This is a genomic window from Henriciella marina (assembly GCF_027213945.1).
GTDB lineage: Bacteria > Pseudomonadota > Alphaproteobacteria > Caulobacterales > Hyphomonadaceae > Henriciella > Henriciella marina_A.
Map to the genome: position 1 here is coordinate 511,176 of NZ_JAPWGW010000001.1, position 23,771 is coordinate 534,946.

Sequence of the window (23,771 nt, forward strand, 5' to 3'; positions counted from 1 at the left end):
GTCTTAACCGGTCGCTGGCAGGGTCTCGATTGACCCGCCAATCCAGCGACCGGAGAAACCGTACATGCCCGCAAAGGCACCCCGTGAGCCATCGCCGCTGCGTAGTGCGATCAAGCATTCGGTTCTCAGCTTTACGACCGTCGGTCTCGCGCTGACAGCGATGGTAGGCGGCGTCCATGTCTGGGGCAGCGACGACATGTCCGGCCCGGTCCGCCAGATCGCCCTTTTCGAGAATGAAGCCCCCGCGATAACGGCGCCGCAACTGAAGACGCGGCTTGCTTCGTCCAACGCGCCCGCGAGCCAGATCGCGGCCCCGACGTTCCGCCAGGAAGACAGCCCGCCGCCCTTTATCACTGACACCATGATTGCGCGGGGTGAGACAGCAACGCCTGATCTTGGCGTCGATTATGTTAATGGCGTCTCCCGCGTTGTAAGGGTCGCGAACACAACCAACACGAACACTCCTGAAGTCGCTGAACGCCCGGCCGTCCGCATCAATGGCATCAGCGTCTCCTCAGGCCAGTCCTGGCAGGAATCGCGCAGCACGCTTGCGCTGCCGCGCGCGCCTGTCGCCGCCGTTTCAGACCGCACGCCCGTCGGCACCCTGCCAAAGATTTCAGATGATGGCCGCACGCCTGCTGGCGTCTATGCGCGCCCGTTCGCCAACACCGAAGGGCGCCCGACTGTCTCCATCATTCTCGGTGGACTGGGCATCAACCGCACGCACACCCGTTCAGCCATCGATGAGCTTCCACCGGAAGTCACCCTTTCCTTCGCGCCGGGCACCCGCGACCTTCAAGGTTGGATAGATCAGGCCCGCGCCGCTGGCCATGAAGTCCTTCTGGAAGTGCCGCTCGAAGCCTATGAACTGTCCTCTGGCCCGGCCCACCCACAAAGCCTCACCACCGCGATGCAGGAAGCCCAGATCGATGCGCGCCTCAGCGCGCTCATGGCGTCCGCAAGCGGCTATTTCGGTCTGACCAATTATCAGGGCGGCCGCTTCCTGCGTAGTCCTGAAAGCGTGACGCACCTTGCGCGCCTCACGGCCGCCCGCGGTCTCGCCTTCGTCGAGGATGGTAGCCTGCCACGCTCTGCCATGGACACGGTGACAACGGACGCCCCACTCCGCTTCCGCCGCGCCAACTTTCCCATCGATACACAGCCGCATGGCGGGGACATTCAGGAACGTCTGCTTGAGCTTGAGACGCTCGCCATTGACAAGGGCTCGTCCGTCGGCTCCGGCTTTGCCTATCCGGTCACAATCGACATCCTGAAAGCCTGGACCGACAGCCTCCCGGCCAAGGGCATCGTGCTCGCGCCGGCATCGGCCGCAACGCACACCCGGCCCGCCGCCACGCCTGTCCGCGAAACTGCATCCATCGGTCAACAGGCGGGTGGGCAAGCCGACATGGACGCGGTAGACACGACTGGGTGACCATCCAGACACCCGATCCCTCGCTCTATCGCCCCAATGTTGGCCTCGTTCTGTTCTCGAGCACGGGCTACATTTTCCTTGGCCGCCGCATAAACGGGCGCGGCGCCTTCCAGTGGCAAATGCCGCAGGGCGGCATAGACGACGGCGAAACACCCCACGACGCCGCCCTGCGCGAACTCGAAGAGGAGGTCGGCGTCTCGGACAAGCTTATCGATGTGCTGGAAGAAACCTCTGACTGGCTGTTCTATGAGTTTCCGGCCGAAGTGCGCCGCCGCATGCCGGGCGCTTTTATTGGCCAGCGCCAGAAATGGTTTGCCCTGCGCTTCAAGGGATCCGACAGCGACATCCGCCTCGATCGCCACACGCCTGAATTCGACGCATGGCGCTGGGCCCGTCTCAGCGAAGCACCGTCCGCTATCGTGCCCTTCAAACGGCCTGTCTATCAGGCGGTCGCTGAACGTTTTCAGCCATGGGCGGGCGAGAATTTCGCCATTGAGACAAAAGCAAGGGAAACGTCATGAGCCGGACAATACTGATGATCCACGGCGTTGGCTGTGGCGGCGAAGCCTGGAGCCCGATGCGCAGCGCCTTCGAAGCGGCTGGATGGCGTGTCGAAACGCCGACCCTTTTTGAAGACCAGCGCACCATCGATGATCCGCCAGACAGCCTGAAGGACCTGACCCTCACCGACTACATTGAGGCAATGTCCGCCAGGGCGCGTGAGATTGGGGGCGAGACCGGCGCAAAGCCCGTCGTCATGGGCCATTCCATGGGCGGCCTGATCGCGCAGAACCTTGCCGCGCGCGGCGATGCCTCTGCCGCCATCTTCCTCACCCCCGCCCAGACACCGGACTGTCAGGTGCAGGATTTCCGCCTGATGATCACCTTCTGGAGCATCCTGAAGGCAGGCAAAAAGAACGTGCCGGAGAACAGCTACAAGGTTGGCAAGTTCGGCTTCAAATGGGGCGTGATGAACGAAGTCCCCAAAAGCCGGCATGATGAAATTTACGCGCAGGCGCGCTTTGATTCAGGCAAGGTCTACCGCGACCTCACTGAGCCATCTCCAATCGACGAAAAGACCCTCACTATCCCGACGCTGACCATTGGCGCCGGCAAGGATCGCGCGACACCAATCAAGGCGGTGCGCCGCGTCGGTCAGAAGTATAAGAGCGCAGGCGTTCCAGGCGACTATATCGAGTATCCCCAGCACGCCCACTGGATCGTCGATGAACCGGGTACCGATAAGGTCGTCGCCGATATCCTGGCATGGCTGGACAGCAAGCTGACTGATCAGGCGCCTGCCAGTGAGCCTCAGCCCGTCATGTAATCAGTCGAGGGCGCCGACAAAGGGCAGTCCGCGATAGAGACCCTTATCGTCCATGCCATAGCCGACGAGAAATCGCTCAGGCGCTTCAAAGGCGTAGTAGTCAACATTCTCCGGCCCGGCGGGCGCTGACGGCTTGCGCGCAAGCGCCACGGTGATCACCTCGCGCGCACCCTTGGTCATCAGGTGCTGGCGAGCAAAGGCAAGCGTGCGGCCCGTATCGAACACATCGTCGATCAGAAGCACGCCGCGTCCGGTCACAGGGCGGGTAATGTCCGCGCGTACATTCACCCGGCCTGAGCTTTCGCGCGCATCGCGATAGCTTTCCAGCCAGAGTGCATCAAGCACTGGATGGATATTCCGCCGCGCCAGCGCTTTCATGAGGTCACTGGTGAAGGGTGTCGCGCCGATCAGGATGTTAATCGCGGTCCAGTCGCCATGAAGCCGGGGGGCCAGCGCCTCTGCCAGCTTGTCGACCAGAGCCATCAGTTCGTCCTCGTTCAGGACGACATCGATTTCAGGAGTATTCTGGCTCATGGATTCCCGCCGAGGCCTGGTGTGACGTTTGCCTGCTCGCTTTCAAGCCCAACCTCACCCTCATCCACAAGGCCGAGTTCCAGCTGGAAAGCCTCAAAAGGCGGGTTCTCTATCCGTCTCGAAAAGTCTGCCGTCTCTCCGGCAGCGATTTCTGCCTGAGACACCGGCGCATAATAGGTCGCAATGTGCACGCCGTCATCATCAAGCAGGCGCACCTCCACGAGTGGCGCGCGCCGTGGCCGCTTCGTGAAATTGCGCACCTCGCCGCTGATTTCCAGCACCGGCAGCGTCCCATCGAGAAAACGCTCTGCGTCCTCTGAGGCGAACTCCACACCGAACCGGTTCACTTTCATGCCGAGTGCACTGAAGGCCGAGGCGCTTTGCGGCCAGGCTTCCACCACCCGGCTGCGCATCAGGATGGCACCGCCCAGAATGCCGATAAGGAAACACGCCGCCACCGCCCAAGACACGACGGCCGCCATCCGGCTCGCGCGGGTTTTGCGGTCGCGCACCCGTTTGCGATAGGCTTCATGCGCCCCACGCCCGGAAGCAGCCGCCAGGCCCTCGCCCTGACCGACAAACCAGCTATGGTCGCAAGCGGCGCACTTCACCGTGCGCCCGGCCTCACCAATCGTGGAGTCGTGCGCGAAATACTGGGTCTCGCAGTTCGGACAGGTGAGAATCATGGCTTGGAGTTTCGCGCAATTCTCTGAAATAGTCGATTGGACCGCTGCGGATACGAAAGGAAGCTGATGACCCAGGCGGGCGCGCCTCTTGCCACTGAACCGGCCGTTGAGCTGAACGGCGTCAGCCTTCGGTACGACACGGCTGACGATGTGCTGACCGACATCGATATTCGCCTGAAACCCGGCACGTTCAACTTCCTGACCGGACCATCCGGCGCAGGTAAATCCTCTCTCTTGAAGCTTCTTTACCTCGCCCATGCGCCGACATCGGGCGAAGTGCGCCTGTTCGGCCAGCGTACCGCCGACATGTCCCGCAACCAGCTCTCGGCGCTTCGCCGCCGTATCGGGGTCGTGTTTCAGGACTTCCGCCTGCTCGACCATCTCACCGCCTTCGAGAATGTCGCCCTGCCCCTACGGGTCAGCGGTGAAAAGCCTGAAGATTACCGCGACGAAGTCGTTGACCTTGTCCGCTGGGTGGGCCTCGGCGAGCGTATTCACGCCTTCCCCCCGGCTCTTTCCGGCGGCGAGCAGCAGCGGCTCGCCATTGCACGCGCGCTGATCAACAAGCCGGACATCCTGATCGCAGATGAGCCGACCGGTAATGTCGATCCGGACATGGCACGGCGGATCTTCCGCCTCTTCATAGAGCTGAACCGCCGCCTCAACACGACGGTGATCATCGCCACGCACGACATGCACATCATCCGCGAATTCAAGGCGCCGGTGCTCAAGCTTCAGGACGGGTTGCTTTACGCAGACACCGCTTACGAGCAGGCATGAATATCAAGATGAACCCCCTCCTGCCCGAAAGCGATGCGCGCGAGGCGGCCCTTTTCTTCGTGGTCGCCGCCCTCTGCTTTCTCGCCGTGCTCGCCACCCTTGTGGCGCGCGGCACCTACACGGCCGCCGAAGCCTGGACGGCGCAGGTCGAAGGCGAAATGACGGTCCTCGTCAGCGACACGGACAGGCGCGGCGCCGAAACGGCCGCAGGCCTGATTGAGGAATTGCCCGGCGTGGAACGCGCCCATGTGCTGACCGATGACGAACTCGATGAGCTTCTCTCGCCAAGCTTCGGCCCCGGCGGCATTCCCGACGGTATCCCCCTGCCGCTCCTCATCGCGGTCGATGCCGAAGGCGACACAACCGCGCTTGCCGCCGAGATCGACACCACGCTCGCCGAAGCCGGGATCGCTGGCCGCGCCGATACGCATTCGGCCTATGCCGCCGAAGTTCGCGAAGCCCTCGGCACACTGCGGATCGCCGCTATCGGCACAGTCCTCCTGCTCACCATGACCGCCATTTCCGTTATCGCCTTCGCCACCCACGCCGCGCTGCTCGCGCGCAAGGACATTGTCGATGTGCTCCACCTCGCTGGCGCAGAAGATCGCTTCATCGCGCGCCTGTTTGAGCGCCGGTTCTGGCTGCTTGGTCTGAAAGCCGGGGCCGCAGGGTCTGTCGCGGCCCTCGCCGTCACCGCTATCATCGTCTTCTCTGCGCAAAGCTCCAGCGCGCCGAGTGAGCTTCTGCCAAAGCTGTCCCTCGACCAGTGGGACCTCATCATTCTGGCTGTCTCTCCCATTGCGGGCGCGCTCGCGGCCCGTATTGCCGCGAGGGTCACGGTCGGTCGTTCACTCAGGAGTTCACTGTGAACGCTGTGCGCTCATTCCTGTTCGTGATCTGGCTCTATGGTGGCATGGCCGTGATCGGCATCACCTGCCTGCCAACGCTGCTTCTGCCGCGCAAGTTCGCTGTGGCTGCCATCCGGTTCTACGCGCAATATGTCCGCATGGGCCTGCGCCTTCTCTGCGGCATCAAGGTCGAGCTGCGCGGCCGCGAACACATCCCGCAGGGCCCTGTCCTTATCGCAGGCAAGCACCAGGCCATGCTGGATGTCTTCATCCCGTTCATCCTGTTCTCTGACCCGGCCATCATCCTGAAGCGCGAATTGCTCTGGTATCCCGCGCTCGGCTGGTACGCCCTCAAGACGAAGATGATCCCAATCGACAGGGCCGGCACATCGAAAACGCTGAAAATGATGCTGCGCGAGGCGAAAGCCCGCACCGAAGAAGGCCGTCAGGTCCTCATTTACCCCGAAGGCACCCGCCAGCCTGCAGGCGCAGCCCCCGACTACAAATCCGCTGGCGTCACCGCGCTCTACAACCAGCTTGAGGTGCCGGTCGTCCCGCTTGCGACCAATTCAGGGCTTTGCTGGAAGCCGCGCGGCATGGTCCGCAAGCCTGGCCTCGTCGTCTACGAAGCCCTGCCGCCGATCCCGGCAGCTCTCAATCGCAAGGACATGTTCGCACGGCTGAAACTGGAGCTGGAAGCCGCGTCAGACAAACTGCTGGATGAAGGCCTCGCTGCACAGGGGCGCAAGCGCGCTGATCTAGCTGTAGGCTAAAGCGCCCCACCCCGACCCTCCCCAAGGGGGAGGGGGCGCAAACCTTCCAGATAAGGCGCTCGGCTTTAAATCCCTGCGCGACGCTGTCTCCCTCCCCTCTGGGGAGGGTCGGGGTGGGGCCAGCACCTGGCCAGCTAGGCCGAAGCTTCCTCGGTCTTGCGCAGATAGATCGAATTCTTCGGCTTGGAGAAGACGCGCTCCACCATCGGCTCGAAGAATTCCAGCGGCTCGCTCTGATACTCAGGATCGAACGCCTTCTGATCGTATTTGTGGCAGAACTCCGCGCAGCGCTGGAAGTGCGGATTGTCCTTGAACTGGTCGCGCATATTCCTGTCGAGACCGAGATGCTCAAAGAAGTAATAGCCCTGGAAGACGCCGTGATTGGCGACCATCCAGAGGTTTTCCTCTGACACGAAAGGCTTGAGGATCGCCGCGGCGACGTCCGGATGGTTCATGCTGCCCAGCGTATCGCCGATATCGTGCAGCAAGGCGCAGACGACATACTCCTCGTCGCGGCCATCGCGGTGGGCGCGCGTCGCGGTCTGCAGCGAATGCTCCAGCCGGTCGACCGGGAATCCGCCAAAGTCCCCATCCAGAAGGCGAAGGTGGTCGAGAACGCGTTTGGCGAGGCCCTTATTGAAGATACGCGAATGCTCGGAGATGATCTCCCAGTCTTCCTTCGTGCCTTCCATCATTTCGCGAAACTGGGCCTGTCCGCCCGCGCCGTGTCCGTCTGCCATGCCGTTTCCTCCGTTTTCTTTTCACCTCGCAGGATACGCGCTGAGCTGGAGGTGGTCAAAGTTTTCTGGTCACGGCGCGCCTCTACGCCTCGCAGCGGCTGGTCTGGTGCGATAGGCTCCGGGCAGCCTTCAGCGCCGGAGCATCTAATGTCCAGACCACCAGAAGCGACACTCCAGCAGGCCTGCGATGAGCTCATGGCCCGCGATCCGGCTTTCGCCGCCGCCTTCGCGGTCACCGGCCTGCCCGACTGGCGCTACAGCCCGCCCGGCTACCACACTATCGCCCGCATGATCGCCTTCCAGCAGATCACGACCAAGGCCGCCGCTACGATCTGGGGCCGCGTCGAAGCAGAACTTGGCGAGGTCACGCCCGCCTCGGTGCTTGGCGCGAGCGAAGACACGCTGAGAAGTTGCGGCCTGTCTCGCCCCAAGGTCGGCCACCTTAAATCCATTGCCACCGCCGTCGATACAGGCGCGCTGGACCTCACACGTGTCTACCATGCTGAGATCGAGGCTGCGCGCGCGGAACTCCTCGCCGTCAAAGGTATCGGTCCGTGGACGGCCGATCTTTTCCTTCTCTATTGTGGCCGTCTCGACGCCTTTCCCATTGCCGACGTCGGCCTCATGGAGGCCTATCGACAGCTCAGTGGTCATGAAGAGCGCTACGCGCCGAAAGCCTTTACGGAGTTCGCCGAGGCCTGGCGTCCCTGGCGCGGCGTCGCCGCCCATCTTCTCTGGGGCTGGATCAATGCTGAGCGCGCGAAAGCCTACTCGGCAAGCGGTGGCGACGATGCGTGATCAACCGTCATTACGACACGTTCGCGGCCGATCGCGTATATATGCTAGCCAAACCCGGAAACTGTCATAAACTCGTATTCGGGAATCACTAATGATCTCTGCAAAACCGATGGAGGCGCGTGTTCACTGACATTTTCGTCAGCCGCACAGAGGGACAGGAAGGAGGCTGCAATGCCTGAAGTCCTGACTAATCCGCCAAATGGGCGGCCCGCTCTCGTTTTGAACGCCGATTTCAGGCCCCTTTCCTATTATCCGCTATCGCTCTGGCCTTGGCAGGATGTGGTCAAAGCCGTCTTTCTCGACCGCGTTGATATCATCGCCGAATATGACACCGTCGTGCGCAGTCCGAGCTTTGAGATGAGGCTTCCTTCAGTCATCGCACTTCGTGAATTCGTGCGCCAGGACCGCTCACCCGCATTTACCCGCTTCAATGTCTTCCTGCGCGATGGCTTCCAGTGCGCCTATTGCGGCGCACCCAATGAGCTGACCTTTGATCATGTCGTGCCGCGTTCTCGCGGTGGGCGTACCAGCTGGACCAACATCGTCGCTGCCTGTTCGCCGTGTAATCTCAAGAAAGGCGGACGGATGCCAGTGGATGCAGGCATGGTCCCGCATCGAAAGCCGGTCCGCCCGACCAATTACCAGCTTCAGGAGATCGGCCGCCGCTTCCCGCCTAACCATCTCCACGAAACCTGGATGGACTATCTCTACTGGGACGTCGAACTCGAGGCCTAGCCTCTGCGGGCAACACCCATAAAAAAGCCCCGCAGCTTTTGTGCTGCGGGGCCGATTCATGTCAGGAGGGGCGCACTAGTAGTTGGTGCTGTCCTTTTCGAGCTTGTCGATATCCTGCGCAGCATCTTCGCCGGCTTTTTCGATCTGCTCTTCTTCATACTCGGTCAGGCCGTCGACATCGACATCAGGATTTGCAACCTGGTTGATGTCGCCATACCGCGCGGCGGCATCTGCCTCATCCTGGGCTTCCGGACCGCCAACGCCGATCTCGGCATCAGTGGTTGCGGCCATCTCGGCTGACTTTTCCGAATTCAACTCGGCAAGCTCACTATCATCAAGATCGCTGGAAACCTCGGCGGTAACCTTGGTGTCGCCATAGGTCTCTGCCGAACCGTACTGATCATTCATCTGCAGCTTTGCAGCCGCTTCATCATTGTACTCAGTCTCGGTTTCGACATCGAGGTTCACATCGGCGTCGGGCGTTTCAACCTCGACCTGGGTATCGGATTCGAGGTCGGAGTCGGCGAGCGCGTCTTCTTCGCTCTCATAGTACTCGCCGCCCATGCCGTCGCTATCCTTGAACGTCTCGTTCTCAAGCTCGGCATCGCCGTCCCAGCTTGGCGTGGTCGCCGTCGGGGTTTCAGTTTCGAGCGTCGTGTCAGACGCCACGTCGCCCTCGATCTGTACGTCCGGAATGTCGGTCGTGATCTCAGCCTCGGTCTGGGTTTCGATGTCCGTATCGGCGGCCTGTGCGATGGCAGGCGCCGTCATCAGTGCGATTGCGGCAGTAGCAGTCAGAAATGTGCGTTTCATAGTGTGTCCTTTCAGCATTCTGCTTGTGACGCGTTAAAAACGGCTGCCGCGCCTGCCTGTTCCGCAGGCTTCCTTAATTCGCGTTCAGACTCTCGAGGCGCAGCTCGATGATCTTCATCTCCCGCAGCAGGGTGAGATGGTTCATGCGCAGCCAGAACCAGATCTTCACGAAACCCGTCGCCATGAATCCCGCAAGGCCGATGCCTGCCCAGCCAATCGCCTCAACCGGGGTCTCGCTATTGAACACTGCGAAGACCGACCAGATCGAAAGCCCGAAGAAGACGAGCGACAATATCACTGCAAACACTGTCCACAGCTTCATCGTCCCCACAAAGGCGGCGCCCATCTGCTGGAACAGTCCCGGCTCTGCATCCAGCGACGCCAGGAAAGCCCTGTCATCCTCATTCATCCCCTGGTGAATTTTCTCATCAATGCCTGTCATTACGCGTCTCCTTCCAAAGCCGCCTTCATCTGGCGGCGTGCGTGAAAAATTCTCGATTTGGCCGTGCCGACCGGCACACCCGTAATCTCTGCGACCTCGCGGAGGGTCATCTCCTCACCAAAAAACAGGACAGCCGCGGCGCGGTGATCGTGGCTGAGACCGTCAATCGCCTGACGGATGGCGAGCCCATCCTCAGGTGTGCCCCTTGCTACGGCGCCCGCATCAGGCGTCAGCTCCGCATTGCGCGCCCGGTCTGTCTGGTTGCCCCGTATGCGATCGGCGCATTTGCGATGCAGGATGGTGAAAGCCCAGGCCGGAAATTTCGCCGGGTCGTGCAGTGTGAACCATCGCCGGCAAATCGCCGCCCATGCGTTCTGCACCGCCTCCACCGCTTCATCCTCATCGCGCAGAAGCCGCCGCGCGGTGCGCAACAGTCTCGGCTGCCAGCGTGCGGCGAGGCGTTCGCCTGCCCTGCGGTCGCCGGCGCGTGCCGAGATGAGCAGAAGCTCATCGAATATGCGTCCTGTGTCCCCGGTCATGCCCGCCTTTGTCTGGCTTGTTCTAAGAGAATAGTCGCGCCAGTTTGGCAAAAGGTTCAATCGCGGCCTCGCCGTACCAGCAGAAAAGCGTTCCATGACCTCACCCCGCCTGCGCGGCCGCAACGCCAAGATCCTCGCCACCATCGGCCCGAAGAGCGCGAGCCCTGACGCCATCCGTCTTCTCGCCGAAGCGGGCGCCGACATCTTCCGCCTCAATTTCAGCCATGGCGACCACGAAACCCATGCTGCCGTCTTCAAGGCGGTGCGATCCGCCGAAAAAGCAATGGGCCGCCCGCTTGCCATCCTTGCAGACCTGCAGGGCCCAAAGATACGCGTCGGCACCTTTGAAGGCGGCGCGATCAAACTCGCTTATGGCAAGACCTACACGCTAACGGCCGACGAGAGCACCAGCGCGGCAGACGCCATCCCCGTCCCGCACCCGGAAATCCTCTCATCGCTCGAAGAAGGCGACGAAATCCTCTGCGATGATGGCAAGGTCCGCCTCACCGTCAGTGGGGCTGGAGACAAGCTGCACGTCACCCCCGCTTTCCATGCGACGCTGTCGGACCGGAAAGGCTTCACCGTGCGCGGCAAGACGCTGCCGCTTAAATCCATGACCGACAAGGACCGCGAAGACCTTGCCTTTGCGCTCGACCTTGGCGTGGACGTCGTAGCGCTGAGCTTCGTTCAGTCTGTCGATGATGTGAAAGAGGCAAAAACCGCCATCGGCGGGCGTGCGCCGCTCATCTCCAAGATCGAGAAGCCCGGCGCCGTAGAAGACCTCGACGCAATCATCCGCGCGTCGGACGGGGTGATGATCGCGCGCGGCGACCTCGGCGTCGAATTCCCGCTCGAACAGGTCCCGATCATCCAGCGCCGCATCGTGCGCGAAGCCCGCGAAGTGGGCCGCCCGGTGATCGTCGCGACGCAGATGCTGGAATCGATGATCGAGAATGCCGCCCCGACGCGGGCAGAGACAGGCGATGTCGCCACCGCCATCTACCAGGGCGTAGACGCCGTCATGCTGTCTGCCGAGACCGCCATTGGCCGCCATCCGCCCACGGCCGTTGCCATCATGGACCGGATCATCAAGGCGACCGAGGACGCGCCTGACTATCGCGACTCGCTCCGGCAATTCATGGGCGACCGCGACGATGAGCGCGTCATCGACATCGTTGCGCGCGCTGCCCAGTCGCTCGCCTTTGCGGTGAAGGCCAAGGCGCTCGCCCTCCGCACCGGGTCGGCCCGCCGCCTCGCCCAGTTCGCCAAACATCGCGGGCGCTACTTCATTCTCTATGGTTCGTCGGACAACACTCGCCTGCGCCGCGCGCAGCTTCTCTGGGGCGTTCACCCGATCCATGTAGACGCGATCGAGGAAAGCGACTGGCCCCGCACCCTGACGGACGCCGCTGACCTCAAGGGCGCCGTCGCCTACGCCGCATGGAAAGGCGGCGGCGGCGACACCGCCTGGGAAATGGGGATCAGGCGGTAGAGAAGAAAGTCCGCTCATCCCCGCGAAGGCGGGGATCTGGTCCAGATAGGAATGCAGTCTGACAGGGCAAGATTCCCGCCTTCGCGGGAAAGATCGGATCTCTTCGGCCGCCCCCAACGAAAAACGCCCGGCCATGCCTGCCCGGGCGTTCTCTAGAGTCTTCCTGCAAACAGACGCTTAGACGTCGAGCAGCAGACGCTCTGGATCTTCCAGCGCTTCTTTCACGCGGACGAGGAAGGTCACAGCTTCCTTCCCGTCGACGATACGGTGGTCGTAGGAGAGCGCCAGATACATCATCGGGCGAATTTCGACCTTGCCATTGATAGCAACCGGGCGTTGTTCGATCCGGTGCATGCCAAGCACGCCGGACTGCGGCGGGTTGAGGATCGGCGTCGACATGAGCGAGCCATAGACTCCGCCATTGGTGACGGTGAATGTGCCGCCCTGCATGTCGCCGATGGTCAGGTCGCCGTCGCGCGCCTTGCGGGCAAGATTGCCAAGCTCACGCTCGATCCCGGCAATCGACAGCTCATCACAGTCACGGATGACAGGGACAACCAGGCCTTTATCGGTGCCGACCGCCATGCCGATATCATAGTAATTCTTGTAGATGATGTCGGTGCCGTCGATCTCTGCATTGACCGCAGGGATTTCCTGAAGCGCCGACACGATAGCCTTGGTGAAGAAGCCCATAAAGCCAAGCTTCACGCCATGCTTCTCGGCGAAGTTCTCTTTATACTTCGAGCGCAGCGCCATCACGGCGGACATATCGACATCGTTGAATGTCGTCAGCATCGCGGCAGTGTCCTGCGCCTCTTTCAGGCGGCGGGCGATGGTCTGGCGAAGACGGGTCATCTTCACCCGCTCCTCGCGTGGGCCGATCTCACGCTGGGACGCCGCAGGCTGGGGCTTGCTCTCGGTCTTGGGTGCCTGCGCAGCCTTGTTCACGAAGTCCACGGCATCCGCTTTCGTGGCGCGGCCATCGCGGCCGGTGCCCGGAATGTCCTGCGGATTGACGCCGCCTTCGGCTGCCACACGGCGCACCGATGGGGAGACCGGACGATCTTCCTGACCAGAAGCAGACTGACCGGTTTCCGCTGGCGTCTGGCTGGTCGCTGCGCCTTCGGTTACACGGGCTTCCTTTGTGACCGAGCCGCCCGATGAGGCCGCAGCGCTACCGCCAGCACCCCCCGAAATACGGGCAATTACCGAGCCCGGCGTAACCGTGTCACCCGGAGAAACGAGCAGCTCTGCAATCGTGCCGTCAGCCGTTGCCGGCACTTCCAGCGCGACCTTGTCAGTCTCGATTTCAGCAATGGTCTCGTCCTTGGAAACCTTGTCGCCGACCTTTTTCAGAAACTCGCCCAGCGTGCCTTCAGTGACGCTTTCGCCCATTGGCGGAACGCTGACATCAGTCAGGTCGCCGCCACCGGAAGACGCGCTTGCCTCTTCCTTCGGAGCTTCCTCTTTCGGCTGTTCGGCGCTTTCGGATTTTGCTTCCGCAGGCGCGCTTTCTTCCGAGGCAGGCGCTTCGCCGCTGCCGCTACCGAGGCGGCCAAGAATGGCGCCGATCTCGACCGTATCGCCTTCATTGGCGACGATTTCGCTCAGCGTTCCATCTGCCGTTGCGGCAACCTCAACTGAAACCTTGTCGGTTTCGAGCTCGACCAGAACCTCATCCTTGGAGACCTTGTCGCCTGCTTTCTTGAGCCACTGGCCAACAGTGGCCTCCGTCACGCTCTCGCCGAGCTGAGGGACTACGATATCAGTCATATGCTTCCGTTTCCGTTAGGTTCGTTCTGGTCAGGCGGAAACGATGCTGTCTTCGACCGGCTGGTCACCCAGCGCGGCTGCGATGAGAGCATCCTTTTCCTTGTTATGTTGTGAAAGTAGGCCGGTTGCCGTCGCTGCCGATGGTGGGCGGCCCGCATATTTCGGACGGGGGTTCCGCACGCCCGCCTGGTTGCTGGTCCACTCGATCTCATCGCGCATGAAAGTCCAGCCGCCCATATTCCGCGGCTCTTCCTGGCACCAAACCATTTCGGCATCCGGGAAGCGCTTCAGCTCAGCGATCAGTGACTTGCGCGGCACGGGATAGAACTGCTCGACCCGCAACAGGTAGACGTCATCCGTACCCGATTTCTCGCGGGCCTCGAACAGGTCGTAATAGACCTTGCCCGAACACATCACGACCCGGCGGATCTTGCTGTCCTCAGCCAGTTTCACCTTGCCTTCACGGCCCGGCGTCTCTGCATCATCCCACAGGATACGGTGGAAGGAAGACTTCGTGTTAAAGTCATCCATGGACGACGTTGCCAGCTTGTGACGCAGAAGCGACTTCGGCGTCATGATGATCAGCGGCTTGCGGAAGTCGCGGTGGATCTGGCGGCGCAGCGCATGGAAATAGTTCGCGGGCGTCGTCAGGTTTACCACCTGCATATTGTCTTCGGCACACATCTGCAGGAAGCGCTCAAGGCGAGCAGAGCTGTGCTCCGGACCCTGGCCCTCATAGCCATGTGGCAGAAGGCAGACGAGACCGCTCATCCGCAGCCATTTGCGCTCTGCCGAGGAAATGAACTGGTCGAAAAAGACCTGCGCACCATTGGAGAAGTCGCCAAATTGCGCTTCCCAGAGGGTCAGGCAGTTCGGGTCGGCCAGCGAATAGCCATACTCATAGCCAAGCACCGCTTCTTCAGACAGAAGCGAGTCGATCACTTCGTAATGAGCCTGGCCTTCAGCGATGTTATTGAGCGGCGTAAAGCGCGCGCCCGTCGCCTGATCGACGAAATGGCTGTGACGTTGCGAGAACGTCCCGCGGCCAGAGTCCTGACCTGAAAGACGTACCGGGAAGCCTTCTTCAAGCAGGGTCGCGAAAGCAAGGTGCTCGGCCGTGGCCCAGTCAATGCCCTGACCGGTCTCGATCGCTTCACGGCGGCCATCGATGACCCGGCGCAGCGTCTTGTGAACGTCGACATTGTCCGGGACCGTCGTAAGCGTTTCGCCGATCTCTTTCAGCTTCTTCACCGCAACGCCGGTCTTGCCGCGGCGCTCGTCATCCTCAGGCAGGCCAAGGCCTTTCCACTCACCATCCAGCCAGTCGGCCTTGGTGGCTTCGAAGGTCTTGCCGTCGTCAAAGGCCTTGTCGAGGAAATCCTCGAACGCCTTGATCTGCGACTTCACCTCATCCTCGGAAACGAGGCCCTCCTTGACCAGGCGCGACGCATAGATCTCGCGGGTCGATTCGTGACCCTTGATCTTGGTGTACATGACCGGCTGGGTGAACATCGGTTCGTCACCCTCATTGTGGCCAAAGCGGCGATAGCAGAACATGTCGATGACAACGTCCTTGCCGAATTTCTGCCGGTACTCGGTCGCAACTTTCGCGCAATAGGTAACCGCTTCAGGGTCATCGCCGTTCACATGGAAGATCGGCGCCTGCACCATCAGAGCGACGTCTGACGGATATGGCGAGGAGCGTGAATACATCGGGCTGGTCGTAAAGCCGATCTGGTTGTTCACGATGAAGTGGATAGTGCCGCCTGTGCGATAACCGGCAAGGCCCGACAGCGCGAAACACTCCGACACAACGCCCTGGCCTGCGAAGGCCGCATCGCCATGCAGTAGAAGCGGCAGCTTGTGCGAACGGTCCAGCGTACCGGTTTCTTCGGCTTCCATCGCCTGCTTGGCGCGGGTCCGGCCCAGAACGACAGGGTTAACCGCCTCAAGGTGAGACGGGTTGGCGTTCATGGTCAGGTGAACTTCATTGCCATCGAAGGCGCGGTCCGAAGATGCGCCGAGATGGTATTTCACGTCGCCCGAGCCAAAGCCCTCTGCGCCCTGCGTCGAGCCGCCCTGGAACTCGTGGAAGATTTTCTCATAAGGCTTGCCCATCACGGCAGCCAGCATGTTGAGGCGGCCGCGGTGGGGCATGCCGACAACGATCTCGTTCACACCGAGGGCACCGCCGCGCTTGATGATCTGCTCCAGCGCCGGAACAGCCGCTTCACCGCCATCAAGGCCGAAGCGCTTGGTGCCGGGATAGCGACGGTGAAGGAAACGTTCGAAGGTTTCAGCTTCGATGAGCTTGGTCAGGATCGCCTTCTTGCCCTCAGGGGTGAAGGCAACGCCCTTGTCCGGGCCTTCGATACGTTCCTGCAGCCAGGACTTTTCCTCAGGATTGGAGATGTGCTGGAACTCGATGCCGATGGTCGAACAATAGGTCCGCTTCAGGATGTCGACCATTTCCGGGATGGTCGCATAATCGAGGCCGAGATAGCCATCGATATAGATCCGGCGGTCCATGTCGGCGTCGGTGAAGCCGTAATTGGCCGGCTCGAGCTCTGGATGCTCGACATCATTCTCGATCGCCAGCGGGTCGAGGTTCGCCGCCAGGTGACCGCGTACCCGGTAGGCACGGATCATCATCAGCGCACGGATCGAATCCTTCACCGCATCGGCGACATCCTCAGCCGTGGCGGCCGGCTTGTCGGACTTGATCTTCTCCTTGAGCTTCGGCTCAAGCAGGGTCCAGTTGCCATCAAAGGCTGCGACCTGATCGGCATCCGCCGGTTTGGGCCAGCGATCGCGCTTCCAGCTCGCGCCATCCGCGTTGCGCGTAGACGCTTCTTCGCCGTCGCCGAGCGCAGCAAAAAAATCGCGCCAGCTTTCTGGCACGGAGCTGGGGTTGCGCGCATACGCAGCCTGCATCTTTTCGATCCAGACTGCGCTGCCGCCATACAAGAACGCGGTTTCCAGCATCGCGCTGTTCTGTGCGCTCCGCTTACCCGAAATCGGGGAACCGTCATCAGCCATGGTATGTACCGTCCTGTTGCTTCACTGGACGGCCCGGCGGGGTCGTTTTATTGGCCTCGTCTGGCCGCCATTCGGACACTTAGTATCCGGGGCTATCCTTTCAAAACCTCTACCATGGTATCGCCAAGACGCGCAGGGCTCGGTGACACCTTGATGCCAGCCGATTCCATGGCTTCGATCTTGGAAGGGGCATCGCCCTTGCCGCCTGAAACGATTGCGCCGGCATGGCCCATCGTGCGGCCCGGAGGCGCCGTGCGGCCAGCGATGAAACCAACCATTGGCTTCTTGCGGCCCTTCTTGGCTTCGTCCTTGAGGAATTGAGCAGCTTCTTCTTCGGCAGATCCACCGATTTCGCCGATCATGATGATCTGCTTGGTTTCGTCATCGGCGAGGAACAGCTCCAGCACGTCGATGAAGTTGGTGCCGTTGACCGGGTCGCCGCCGATGCCGACAGCTGTCGTCTGGCCAAGGCCCGCATTCGAGGTCTGGAACACAGCTTCATAGGTCAGCGTGCCTGAACGCGACACGACGCCGACAGAGCCCTTCTTGAAAATCTTGCCCGGCATGATGCCGATCTTGCACTGCTCGGGGGTCAGGACGCCCGGGCAGTTCGGGCCGATGAGGCGCGACTTGGAATTGGCGAGCTTCGCCTTCACGCGCACCATGTCCATGACCGGCACACCTTCGGTGATACAGGTGATGAGTTCGATGCCTGCGTCGATGGCTTCTTCAATTGCAGCCGCTGCGCCGGCTGGCGGCACATAGATCACGGACGCGTTGGCGCCGGTGGCTTCCCTGGCTTCGCCTGCGGTCGCGTAGATCGGCAGTTCGGTGCCATTGTCGGCGGTCCATTTCTGGCCAGCCTTCTTCGGGTGCGTGCCGGCAACCATCTTGGTGCCGTAATATTCGAGCGCCTGGTTGGTGTGGAACGAACCGGTATTGCCGGTCAGGCCCTGCACGATGACTTTGGTATTTGAGTCGATGAGAATGGACATGGATAAGGTCCCTGAAATCTTTGGGTCGCGCCCTCGGGCGCGCGAAAAACGTTTAAGCTCTAGCCTTTGATCGCTTCGGTGATCTTCTTGGCCGCATCGTCGAGATCGTCGGCAGGGATCACGTTGAGACCCGAATTCTTGATGATGGACTTGCCCTCATCGACATTCGTGCCTTCCAGGCGAACGACCAGCGGCACACCAAGGTTGGTTTCCTTGACCGCAGCGATCACGCCTTCAGCGATGACGTCACACTTCATGATGCCGCCAAAGATGTTCACGAGGATGCCCTTCACGTTCGGGTCCTTCATGATGATCTTGAACGCAGCTGCGACCTTCTCCTTGTTGGCGCCGCCGCCAACGTCACAGAAGTTCGCTGGCTCTTCGCCGTAAAGCTTGATGATGTCCATCGTTGCCATGGCGAGGCCTGCGCCGTTCACCATGCAGCCAATCGTGCCGTCGAGCGCGATATAGGCGAGGTCCCACTCGGACGCCTCGATTTCCTTCTCGTCTTCCTCGGTCTTGTCGCGGAGCTCCACGATGTCCGGGTGACGGAAGAGCGCGTTGCCGTCGAAGCTGACCTTGGCGTCGAGAACGCGCAGGTGGCCGTCTTCCATGACGATCAGCGGGTTGATCTCGAGCATGGACATGTCCTTCTCCGTGAACGCCTTGTAGAGCGTCGGGAAGAGTTTCATGCCGTCGGCGCGTGCGTCGCCTTCAAGCTTCAGCGCGTCGCAAAGCTGCTCGCTGTCCTTGTCGGTGACACCTGCGATCGGGTCGATCGGAAGGGTGAGGATCTTTTCTGGCGTGGAGTGCGCGACTTCCTCGATGTCCATGCCGCCTTCGGTCGACGCGACGAAAGCCGGCTTGCCGGTCGCGCGGTCGATCAGGACAGAGAGGTACAGCTCACGAGAGATGTCTGCGCCGTCTTCGATGTAGAGGCGGTTGACCTGCTTGCCGTCCTTGTTGGTCTGTGCCGTGACAAGGTGGTTGCCGAACATGGCCTTGGCGTGGCTGATCGCTTCTTCCTTGGAAAAAGCGAGGCGAACGCCGCCTTTTTCACCGGCAGCTGATTCCACGAATTTGCCCTTGCCGCGTCCACCTGCGTGGATCTGGCTTTTGACGACCCAGAGCGGACCAGGCAGCTGGTCGACAGCCTTCTCCACTTCGTCGATCGAAAGCACGGGCGCACCGTTCGCAACGGGCGCACCATAGGACTTCAGTACGGCCTTGGCCTGATATTCGTGAATGTTCATGGGGGAAATAAGCCTCTTTGATATCGTCGGCAGGAGAGGCAACGCGAAGCACGCGCGACCGCTCAGAAACTCGTGGCCTTATAACACTGAGATTTTACGGCGCAACCGGATGGGTCCAGAACACGAACCAAGCCAGGTTTACTCCGTGCGAGGGTCGATTTCGCCCGTAGATGCAGTGCTTGGCAGGGTAATCTTCCACGGCTCCTGCGCTTCCTTGGGCACATCCTGCCGCTTTGTCCGCCTGTACATCATCGCGGCTGCCAGAATTGCCGAACTGATCGCCGCAAGAAGAAACAGTCCGCCGTCTGTAAACGGCATACGAAACGCATAGCCCGACAGCGGCGGCCCGATGACGGACCCTGCCGCCCAGACGAATAGCAGGCCCGACATGACGCGCGAAATCTGCGCCGTATCTGACCGGTCGATCGCATGCGCGACGCCGATGCCGTAGAAAGACAGCGACCCCGCGCCCCACACGGCCAGGGTGATGAGGGTCCAGTTCTCAGCCATCCGCGGGAAGAGACCGAGCACAAGCGCAGCAACCGCGGAGACCGCGCCCATCACCGCAATGACCGCGCGCCTGTCGACATGATCGGAGATCCGGCCCGCTGGCCACTGGCTGATCAGCCCGCCGGTCCAGACCGCTGCCGCCGCAATGGCCGCCGCGCCCGTCGATCCGCCGCCAATGCCCGGCAGGGCCACACCGGCATAAAGCGGCAACAGGGCCAGCGTCCCGCTATTGATGAGGCCCGCAAGGAACACGGCAATGACTGCCGATGGCGCGATGTCGAACAGGCGCCTGAAAGGCAACGGCTCGACACTTGGCGCAGGCGGCTCACCGCGCCGCGTCAGGCAGACCGGCAGCAGCGACAGGCAGAGAAACATCGCGCACCAGAGATATGGGCGGAAATCCACCGGCGCGAGCCCAGCGACAAAGAACGGCCCCGCCATCAGGGCGAATTTCGCGATCAGGTGGTAGAAACCACTGACGCTACCGCGATTCCGGACCGAGACAGTCGCGCCAAGCCATGCCTCGATACTCGAAAACATCCACGCAAAGGCCGCGCCCTGCACGATGCGAACGAATGTCCAGCTCCACGGGTCGAGCGCCAGCTGCATGACCAGCACGCTCGCGCCGCAAGTCGCAGCCGCCGCTGAAAAAACGCGGATATTGCCGAACAGGATGACCGCATTGCTGGCCGTATAGGCCCCAACCATAAAGCCGAGCGCATAGACGGCCGCGATCGCGCCGATGAGGCCGGGACTGACACCCAGCGTCTCCAGGCCGAGCGGGGTGACCACACCAAGGATACCGCCCCCGAGCTGAAGGAAGGCGGCGGCAGCAATCAGCGCCCAGACATTGCGGTAGTCGCTCATGGCAGACCGGGCTCCTTTAGGGCCCTTCTTGGTGTGGCTTGGCGTTTAGCCGGGCTTATTCCACGCCAATGTCTCCAAAGGCAATGTCGTTTTGGCGCACGGTCTGTCCTTCACCGTCCTTTAGCAGGAAGCTCAGGCTCCGGCCTTCCCAGTCGATCTCGACAACACCGTAATTCTCGGGTGGAAAGCCTGTGCCGACCTGGCGCTCATCCATCTCTTCGGTCTCGGTGGCAAAGGATACGTTGAGCGAAGACGCCGTCAGCTCATTGGCTTCATAAGGCAGAACACGAGCCTCTTCATAGATGAAGCCGGTATGCCGGTCGCCGGTCAGGAAAACCACGCCGCCAGCATCGGCGCGCTTCACCATGTCGAACAGGCGCTGGCGCTCATCGGGCATCTTGTCCCAGGACTCCCAGCCATGCGCCGTCGGCAGGACCTGGATGGATGAGACGATAAAGCGAAGGTCCGCCTCGTCCTGCAGGCGGTTCTGGAGCCAGGTCCACTGCGCGCTGCCCAGCATGTCTTGATAGCTACCGGCCGCCGCCGGCATGTAACGCTCCTTGCCGGGCGCGCCGTACTCATCGGTGGGGGTAAGGTCAGACCGGAAGAAACGCGTATCGAGCATGATGACCTGAACGCGCTGGCCTTCGGGCCCGAAAGTGCGCGCATAGTAAGTGCCCGGCCACTGGCCGACATCCTCGTCGCCAAGACCCCAGAACGTCTCGTGGATCATCTCCGCATAATCGCGGAACGGGAAATGCTTGCCGCCATCATTGGCGCCGTAATCATGGTCATCCCATGCGACCATCATCGGGAACTTCGCCCGCACCGCCTGGAATTCCGCGCGCTCTGCAAGGTCTGCAAAGCTCTCCCGCAGCTCATCCAACTCCGGTTGGTTATTGGAATAGTCGCGGCCATCGCGGTCGCCGTAAACATTGTCGCCAATCATCAGGAACAGGTCGGCCTCTTCCTCGGCCAGCCGCGCCAGGGTCGGGCTTTCCTGCTCTTCATCATTACAGGACGCGAGCAGCACGCGGGTCAGCGGCTCGGTTAGCGGCAGCGACACGCCGTCTGGCGCCTGCGGCAGGGTCGCTGGGTCAATCGTCGCATAATAACGGTTCAGCGCTTCCACGGCGCTTTCAGGCTCACCCTCAAACAGGTCTGACAGGACAGGCGGCGCGCTCTGTGTCGCGCAGGAGACGAGCCCGAAGGCTCCGATGACAGCCAGGGAGCTGAGACGCATGAGGAGTAACCCTTTCACTATACCAGGACGCCCAGCAGTTATGCCGGGCGTCGCGTGATAGATAAAGGGCTGTCCACCTCGATCCCGAAGAAGAATATCCCCGGCCGCCCAAACCCATGTGCGCCTAGGGACGAAAGATGAGGTACAGCGTCATTACGTGCTGTCGCCAAGCCATTTCATGGCAATCGAAGATGTTACGCCATGCACCAGAATCGATATGAGAACGACAAAGGCTGTCAGGGCCCAGAGTGTTTCGGCGTTGGCGAAATCTGTCTCGCCCAAGGCAAATGACAGGTAAAAGAACGACCCTATGCCCTTGATGCCGAAAAAGCTGATCACGCATTTTTCGCGCCGTGAACGCTCTGTCCAGCTCAGCGCCAGGTAAGCAATGACCGGCCTGACAACAAATACGATCAGCAAACCTGCCGCGATCAATGGCCAGGTCAGCGGCTCCAGAATTCCATCCATCACCGCACCGCCCAGCAATAGCAGCAGTATCGCCATCAAGGCCCGCTCGAGCTGCGTGGTGAACTCATGCATCTTCCTGTGATGTTCATGCTCGCGCTCAAAGTCGCGAATGGCCAGCGCACCAACGAAAACGGCAATGAACCCATAGCCGTGCGCCAGCTCAGCGACACCATAAATGGCAAGCGTTGCTGCGACCGCAGTCAATCCTTCGCGGATATTATCAAGGCCCAGTTTCTGGGACAGGTGCAGGAAGACGTATGCAATCGCACGCCCGCCCACAAAACCAATGACCAGACCCGCGACGATCCGGTAGAGGACGTCGTATAATAACCAGTCGGCAAGGACAGCCTGTCCGCCCCCTACCGCGCCCGCCAGGGCAATCGCCAACCACGTAAAGGGGAATGCCAGTCCGTCATTCATCCCGGCTTCGGCTGTCAGGGCGAACCTCACACCGTCATCATCGTCACTATTGGGCGGCCCGACCTGGACGTCGGAGGCCAGAACAGGGTCGGTCGGCGCCAGGACCGCGCCCAGCAAGACAGCAGATGCCAGACCAAGGCCAAGCCACCAGTACCCGATCGCTGCGAGCGCCGCGATGCTCAACATCATGGCGGCCGACACCAGCATCAACGGGCTGGCCCAGCGCTTGATTCCAAATCGTCGATCAATGCTCAGGCCCGTGGTCATCAGGGCGATGATCACCATCAATTCCGTAAGGTGGATGGCATAGGTTTCCTTGGTGAACGGCGACACCCAGGGCAATTCAGGGAAGACGGCAAACACCGCCATGCCCAGCAAGACATAGAAAATTGCGTAAGAAACACCGATTTTCCGGGTATAATGACAGACCCAGGCACTCGAGAGACCGACGAATCCAATAATCGCTATGCTTAGAAAATACTGGTCCAAACTGGTCTCTCTAATATTGCTGCACCAGTCTGACGCCTTCCTCCACCAGATGGGGGTGATGCGAGCGTAGTCGGGCGTCTGGGAAAAGCCGAGCGAGCCTGTAAGAACGACGTTACCTCTGCTTTCGTTCAATCACCCCTTCCGAAAACGCGTCAGGACCCCGCTTTGTCGCGGGGCCCCGAACAGAAAGCAGGTGCATCTGGCTCAGATCGCGAAGAAGACGTGCCACATCATCCGGCCCGGCAGCAGCGTGAACAGGCCAGCCACGACCATACCGCCCACAAACATGTTGGTCATCTCCTGACGGTGCTTCTTCACATTGCGGCGGCGGACCGCAGCGATCCCCACCGGAAGCCCGATAAGTGTCCAGGCTGACAGCGCATGGATCGGGCTCCAGAAGTTCTGGAACAGGGTCATGATGAAGAAGGATGAGCCTGCCGTGATGGCCATGGAAATCACCCAGGCCCAGCCAAAAGTCCGGTGCAGGGTAAATCCCTTCGGCGCCATCATGAGATAGATGCCGATGGCCAGCGTGGTCAGCGCGGCCGCCACATGAACCTGGATGGCAACGCCCGACTCGATCAGCGGCTGCGGATCAAATCGAAAGCGCGGCAGGCGGCCCACATCCATAAGAGTCAGCGCGCTGATGGCGCCGTAGACCGGCAAGGCGATACCAAGTGTCCAGGCCGTGCGCGACAGTTTCGGCAGGCGGGGAAGACGGCGGGTCTGGGAGGATACGTCTGTAAGGCTCATTGTCTCATGTCCTGATTTC

The 23,771-nt window shown here is 61.2% G+C and carries 23 protein-coding genes; 9 read left to right on the forward strand and 14 right to left on the reverse strand.

Annotation, left to right across the window (positions count from 1 at the left end; genetic code table 11):
• The first annotated feature begins 64 nt into the window (after positions 1-64).
• The 3 genes from O4G74_RS02575 to O4G74_RS02585 are packed head-to-tail and all read left to right on the forward strand — an operon-like array spanning position 65 to position 2,762.
• On the forward strand, positions 65-1,435 hold the full coding sequence (locus tag O4G74_RS02575) for a divergent polysaccharide deacetylase family protein (RefSeq protein ID WP_269401101.1): 1,371 nt from the start codon (positions 65-67) through the stop codon (positions 1,433-1,435).
• 2 nt (positions 1,436-1,437) lie between these two features.
• The gene (locus tag O4G74_RS02580; RefSeq protein ID WP_419715361.1) at positions 1,438-1,956 is read left to right on the forward strand and encodes an RNA pyrophosphohydrolase; all 519 of its coding nucleotides are present in this window, start codon (positions 1,438-1,440) and stop codon (positions 1,954-1,956) included.
• Positions 1,953-2,762, forward strand: a complete 810-nt coding sequence (locus O4G74_RS02585) for an alpha/beta hydrolase (protein ID WP_269401103.1) — start codon at positions 1,953-1,955, stop codon at positions 2,760-2,762. Before O4G74_RS02580 ends, O4G74_RS02585 begins: the two co-directional genes overlap by 4 nt.
• Here the strand turns inward: O4G74_RS02585 and O4G74_RS02590 are convergent, their stop codons facing one another.
• Together O4G74_RS02590 and O4G74_RS02595 are read right to left on the reverse strand one after the other, a co-directional pair.
• Positions 2,763-3,296, reverse strand: a complete 534-nt coding sequence (locus O4G74_RS02590; RefSeq protein ID WP_269401104.1) for a phosphoribosyltransferase — start codon at positions 3,294-3,296, stop codon at positions 2,763-2,765.
• Complete coding sequence (locus O4G74_RS02595) at positions 3,293-3,982, reverse strand: MJ0042-type zinc finger domain-containing protein (protein ID WP_269401105.1); 690 nt, start codon at positions 3,980-3,982, stop codon at positions 3,293-3,295. Before O4G74_RS02595 ends, O4G74_RS02590 begins: the two co-directional genes overlap by 4 nt.
• 66 nt (positions 3,983-4,048) lie before the next feature.
• Here O4G74_RS02595 and ftsE point away from each other — a divergent pair, with 66 nt between their 5' ends.
• The 3 genes from ftsE to O4G74_RS02610 are packed head-to-tail and all read left to right on the forward strand — an operon-like array spanning position 4,049 to position 6,383.
• A complete protein-coding gene (gene ftsE / locus O4G74_RS02600; RefSeq protein ID WP_269401106.1) occupies positions 4,049-4,762 on the forward strand; it encodes a cell division ATP-binding protein FtsE in 714 nt (237 codons plus the stop codon).
• Positions 4,759-5,631, forward strand: coding sequence for a cell division protein FtsX (locus O4G74_RS02605; RefSeq protein ID WP_269401107.1), 873 nt, complete (start codon positions 4,759-4,761; stop codon positions 5,629-5,631). Before ftsE ends, O4G74_RS02605 begins: the two co-directional genes overlap by 4 nt.
• Positions 5,628-6,383 carry a lysophospholipid acyltransferase family protein gene (locus O4G74_RS02610; RefSeq protein ID WP_269401108.1) on the forward strand — a complete coding sequence of 252 codons (756 nt, stop codon included), beginning with the start codon at positions 5,628-5,630 and terminating at the stop codon, positions 6,381-6,383. The genes O4G74_RS02605 and O4G74_RS02610 overlap by 4 nt, the downstream gene beginning before the upstream one ends.
• A gap of 134 nt (positions 6,384-6,517) precedes the next feature.
• Here O4G74_RS02610 and O4G74_RS02615 read toward each other — a convergent pair whose 3' ends face one another.
• Entirely contained in the window at positions 6,518-7,123 is a 606-nt protein-coding gene (locus tag O4G74_RS02615) for an HD domain-containing protein (protein WP_119379348.1), read from the reverse strand.
• A gap of 147 nt (positions 7,124-7,270) precedes the next feature.
• Here O4G74_RS02615 and O4G74_RS02620 point away from each other — a divergent pair, with 147 nt between their 5' ends.
• Positions 7,271-7,921: a DNA-3-methyladenine glycosylase family protein gene (locus O4G74_RS02620; protein WP_269401109.1), complete on the forward strand. Its 651-nt coding sequence runs from the start codon at positions 7,271-7,273 to the stop codon at positions 7,919-7,921.
• Positions 7,922-8,092: 171 nt separating this feature from the next.
• Entirely contained in the window at positions 8,093-8,656 is a 564-nt protein-coding gene (locus O4G74_RS02625; RefSeq protein WP_269401110.1) for an HNH endonuclease, read from the forward strand.
• Positions 8,657-8,731: 75 nt separating this feature from the next.
• On the opposite strand, the gene O4G74_RS02630 is transcribed toward O4G74_RS02625, so the two are convergent.
• The 3 genes from O4G74_RS02630 to O4G74_RS02640 form a co-directional block, all read right to left on the reverse strand.
• Positions 8,732-9,469 carry a hypothetical protein gene (locus O4G74_RS02630; RefSeq protein ID WP_269401111.1) on the reverse strand — a complete coding sequence of 246 codons (738 nt, stop codon included), beginning with the start codon at positions 9,467-9,469 and terminating at the stop codon, positions 8,732-8,734.
• 73 nt (positions 9,470-9,542) lie between these two features.
• Positions 9,543-9,911, reverse strand: a complete 369-nt coding sequence (locus tag O4G74_RS02635) for a DUF6768 family protein (protein WP_269401112.1) — start codon at positions 9,909-9,911, stop codon at positions 9,543-9,545.
• Positions 9,911-10,450: an RNA polymerase sigma factor gene (locus O4G74_RS02640; protein ID WP_269401113.1), complete on the reverse strand. Its 540-nt coding sequence runs from the start codon at positions 10,448-10,450 to the stop codon at positions 9,911-9,913. Before O4G74_RS02640 ends, O4G74_RS02635 begins: the two co-directional genes overlap by 1 nt.
• 94 nt (positions 10,451-10,544) lie before the next feature.
• On the opposite strand from O4G74_RS02640, the gene pyk reads away from it, so the two are divergent.
• Positions 10,545-11,942, forward strand: a complete 1,398-nt coding sequence (gene pyk / locus O4G74_RS02645; RefSeq protein WP_269401114.1) for a pyruvate kinase — start codon at positions 10,545-10,547, stop codon at positions 11,940-11,942.
• 177 nt (positions 11,943-12,119) lie between these two features.
• On the opposite strand, the gene odhB is transcribed toward pyk, so the two are convergent.
• The 8 genes from odhB to O4G74_RS02685 all read right to left on the reverse strand — a co-directional run bounded on the left by odhB (position 12,120) and on the right by O4G74_RS02685 (position 23,752).
• Positions 12,120-13,715 (reverse strand): 2-oxoglutarate dehydrogenase complex dihydrolipoyllysine-residue succinyltransferase, encoded by a 1,596-nt coding sequence (gene odhB, locus O4G74_RS02650; RefSeq protein ID WP_269401115.1) that lies wholly within the window; start codon positions 13,713-13,715, stop codon positions 12,120-12,122.
• 30 nt (positions 13,716-13,745) lie between these two features.
• Entirely contained in the window at positions 13,746-16,754 is a 3,009-nt protein-coding gene (locus O4G74_RS02655) for a 2-oxoglutarate dehydrogenase E1 component (RefSeq protein ID WP_269401116.1), read from the reverse strand.
• Positions 16,755-16,846: 92 nt separating this feature from the next.
• Complete coding sequence (gene sucD, locus O4G74_RS02660; RefSeq protein WP_119379340.1) at positions 16,847-17,749, reverse strand: succinate--CoA ligase subunit alpha; 903 nt, start codon at positions 17,747-17,749, stop codon at positions 16,847-16,849.
• A 59-nt stretch (positions 17,750-17,808) separates the two neighbouring features.
• Entirely contained in the window at positions 17,809-19,002 is a 1,194-nt protein-coding gene (gene sucC / locus O4G74_RS02665) for an ADP-forming succinate--CoA ligase subunit beta (RefSeq protein ID WP_119453269.1), read from the reverse strand.
• A gap of 138 nt (positions 19,003-19,140) precedes the next feature.
• Positions 19,141-20,379 carry an MFS transporter gene (locus O4G74_RS02670; RefSeq protein ID WP_269401117.1) on the reverse strand — a complete coding sequence of 413 codons (1,239 nt, stop codon included), beginning with the start codon at positions 20,377-20,379 and terminating at the stop codon, positions 19,141-19,143.
• A 55-nt stretch (positions 20,380-20,434) separates the two neighbouring features.
• The gene (locus O4G74_RS02675; protein ID WP_269401118.1) at positions 20,435-21,622 is read right to left on the reverse strand and encodes an alkaline phosphatase D family protein; all 1,188 of its coding nucleotides are present in this window, start codon (positions 21,620-21,622) and stop codon (positions 20,435-20,437) included.
• Between the two features lie 153 nt (positions 21,623-21,775).
• Positions 21,776-22,999: a cation:proton antiporter gene (locus O4G74_RS02680; RefSeq protein ID WP_269401119.1), complete on the reverse strand. Its 1,224-nt coding sequence runs from the start codon at positions 22,997-22,999 to the stop codon at positions 21,776-21,778.
• A gap of 204 nt (positions 23,000-23,203) precedes the next feature.
• The gene (locus O4G74_RS02685) at positions 23,204-23,752 is read right to left on the reverse strand and encodes a DUF2306 domain-containing protein (protein WP_269401120.1); all 549 of its coding nucleotides are present in this window, start codon (positions 23,750-23,752) and stop codon (positions 23,204-23,206) included.
• Positions 23,753-23,771: the final 19 nt, after the last annotated feature.

What these genes read in the sequence shown, in the direction of transcription:
- O4G74_RS02585 (WP_269401103.1), top strand. Translation starts at nt 1,953, where the DNA reads ATGAGCCGGACAATACTGATGATCCACGGCGTTGGCTGTGGCGGCGAA.
- O4G74_RS02590 (WP_269401104.1), bottom strand. Translation starts at nt 3,296, where the DNA reads ATGAGCCAGAATACTCCTGAAATCGATGTCGTCCTGAACGAGGACGAA.
- O4G74_RS02635 (WP_269401112.1), bottom strand. Translation starts at nt 9,911, where the DNA reads ATGACAGGCATTGATGAGAAAATTCACCAGGGGATGAATGAGGATGAC.
- O4G74_RS02615 (WP_119379348.1), bottom strand. Translation starts at nt 7,123, where the DNA reads ATGGCAGACGGACACGGCGCGGGCGGACAGGCCCAGTTTCGCGAAATG.
- O4G74_RS02640 (WP_269401113.1), bottom strand. Translation starts at nt 10,450, where the DNA reads ATGACCGGGGACACAGGACGCATATTCGATGAGCTTCTGCTCATCTCG.
- O4G74_RS02685 (WP_269401120.1), bottom strand. Translation starts at nt 23,752, where the DNA reads ATGAGCCTTACAGACGTATCCTCCCAGACCCGCCGTCTTCCCCGCCTG.
- O4G74_RS02655 (WP_269401116.1), bottom strand. Translation starts at nt 16,754, where the DNA reads ATGGCTGATGACGGTTCCCCGATTTCGGGTAAGCGGAGCGCACAGAAC.
- O4G74_RS02575 (WP_269401101.1), top strand. Translation starts at nt 65, where the DNA reads ATGCCCGCAAAGGCACCCCGTGAGCCATCGCCGCTGCGTAGTGCGATC.
- O4G74_RS02670 (WP_269401117.1), bottom strand. Translation starts at nt 20,379, where the DNA reads ATGAGCGACTACCGCAATGTCTGGGCGCTGATTGCTGCCGCCGCCTTC.
- O4G74_RS02605 (WP_269401107.1), top strand. Translation starts at nt 4,759, where the DNA reads ATGAATATCAAGATGAACCCCCTCCTGCCCGAAAGCGATGCGCGCGAG.
- sucD (WP_119379340.1), bottom strand. Translation starts at nt 17,749, where the DNA reads ATGTCCATTCTCATCGACTCAAATACCAAAGTCATCGTGCAGGGCCTG.
- sucC (WP_119453269.1), bottom strand. Translation starts at nt 19,002, where the DNA reads ATGAACATTCACGAATATCAGGCCAAGGCCGTACTGAAGTCCTATGGT.
- ftsE (WP_269401106.1), top strand. Translation starts at nt 4,049, where the DNA reads ATGACCCAGGCGGGCGCGCCTCTTGCCACTGAACCGGCCGTTGAGCTG.
- odhB (WP_269401115.1), bottom strand. Translation starts at nt 13,715, where the DNA reads ATGACTGATATCGTAGTCCCTCAGCTCGGCGAGAGCGTGACGGAGGCC.
- pyk (WP_269401114.1), top strand. Translation starts at nt 10,545, where the DNA reads ATGACCTCACCCCGCCTGCGCGGCCGCAACGCCAAGATCCTCGCCACC.
- O4G74_RS02620 (WP_269401109.1), top strand. Translation starts at nt 7,271, where the DNA reads ATGTCCAGACCACCAGAAGCGACACTCCAGCAGGCCTGCGATGAGCTC.
- O4G74_RS02625 (WP_269401110.1), top strand. Translation starts at nt 8,093, where the DNA reads ATGCCTGAAGTCCTGACTAATCCGCCAAATGGGCGGCCCGCTCTCGTT.
- O4G74_RS02630 (WP_269401111.1), bottom strand. Translation starts at nt 9,469, where the DNA reads ATGAAACGCACATTTCTGACTGCTACTGCCGCAATCGCACTGATGACG.
- O4G74_RS02675 (WP_269401118.1), bottom strand. Translation starts at nt 21,622, where the DNA reads ATGCGTCTCAGCTCCCTGGCTGTCATCGGAGCCTTCGGGCTCGTCTCC.
- O4G74_RS02595 (WP_269401105.1), bottom strand. Translation starts at nt 3,982, where the DNA reads ATGATTCTCACCTGTCCGAACTGCGAGACCCAGTATTTCGCGCACGAC.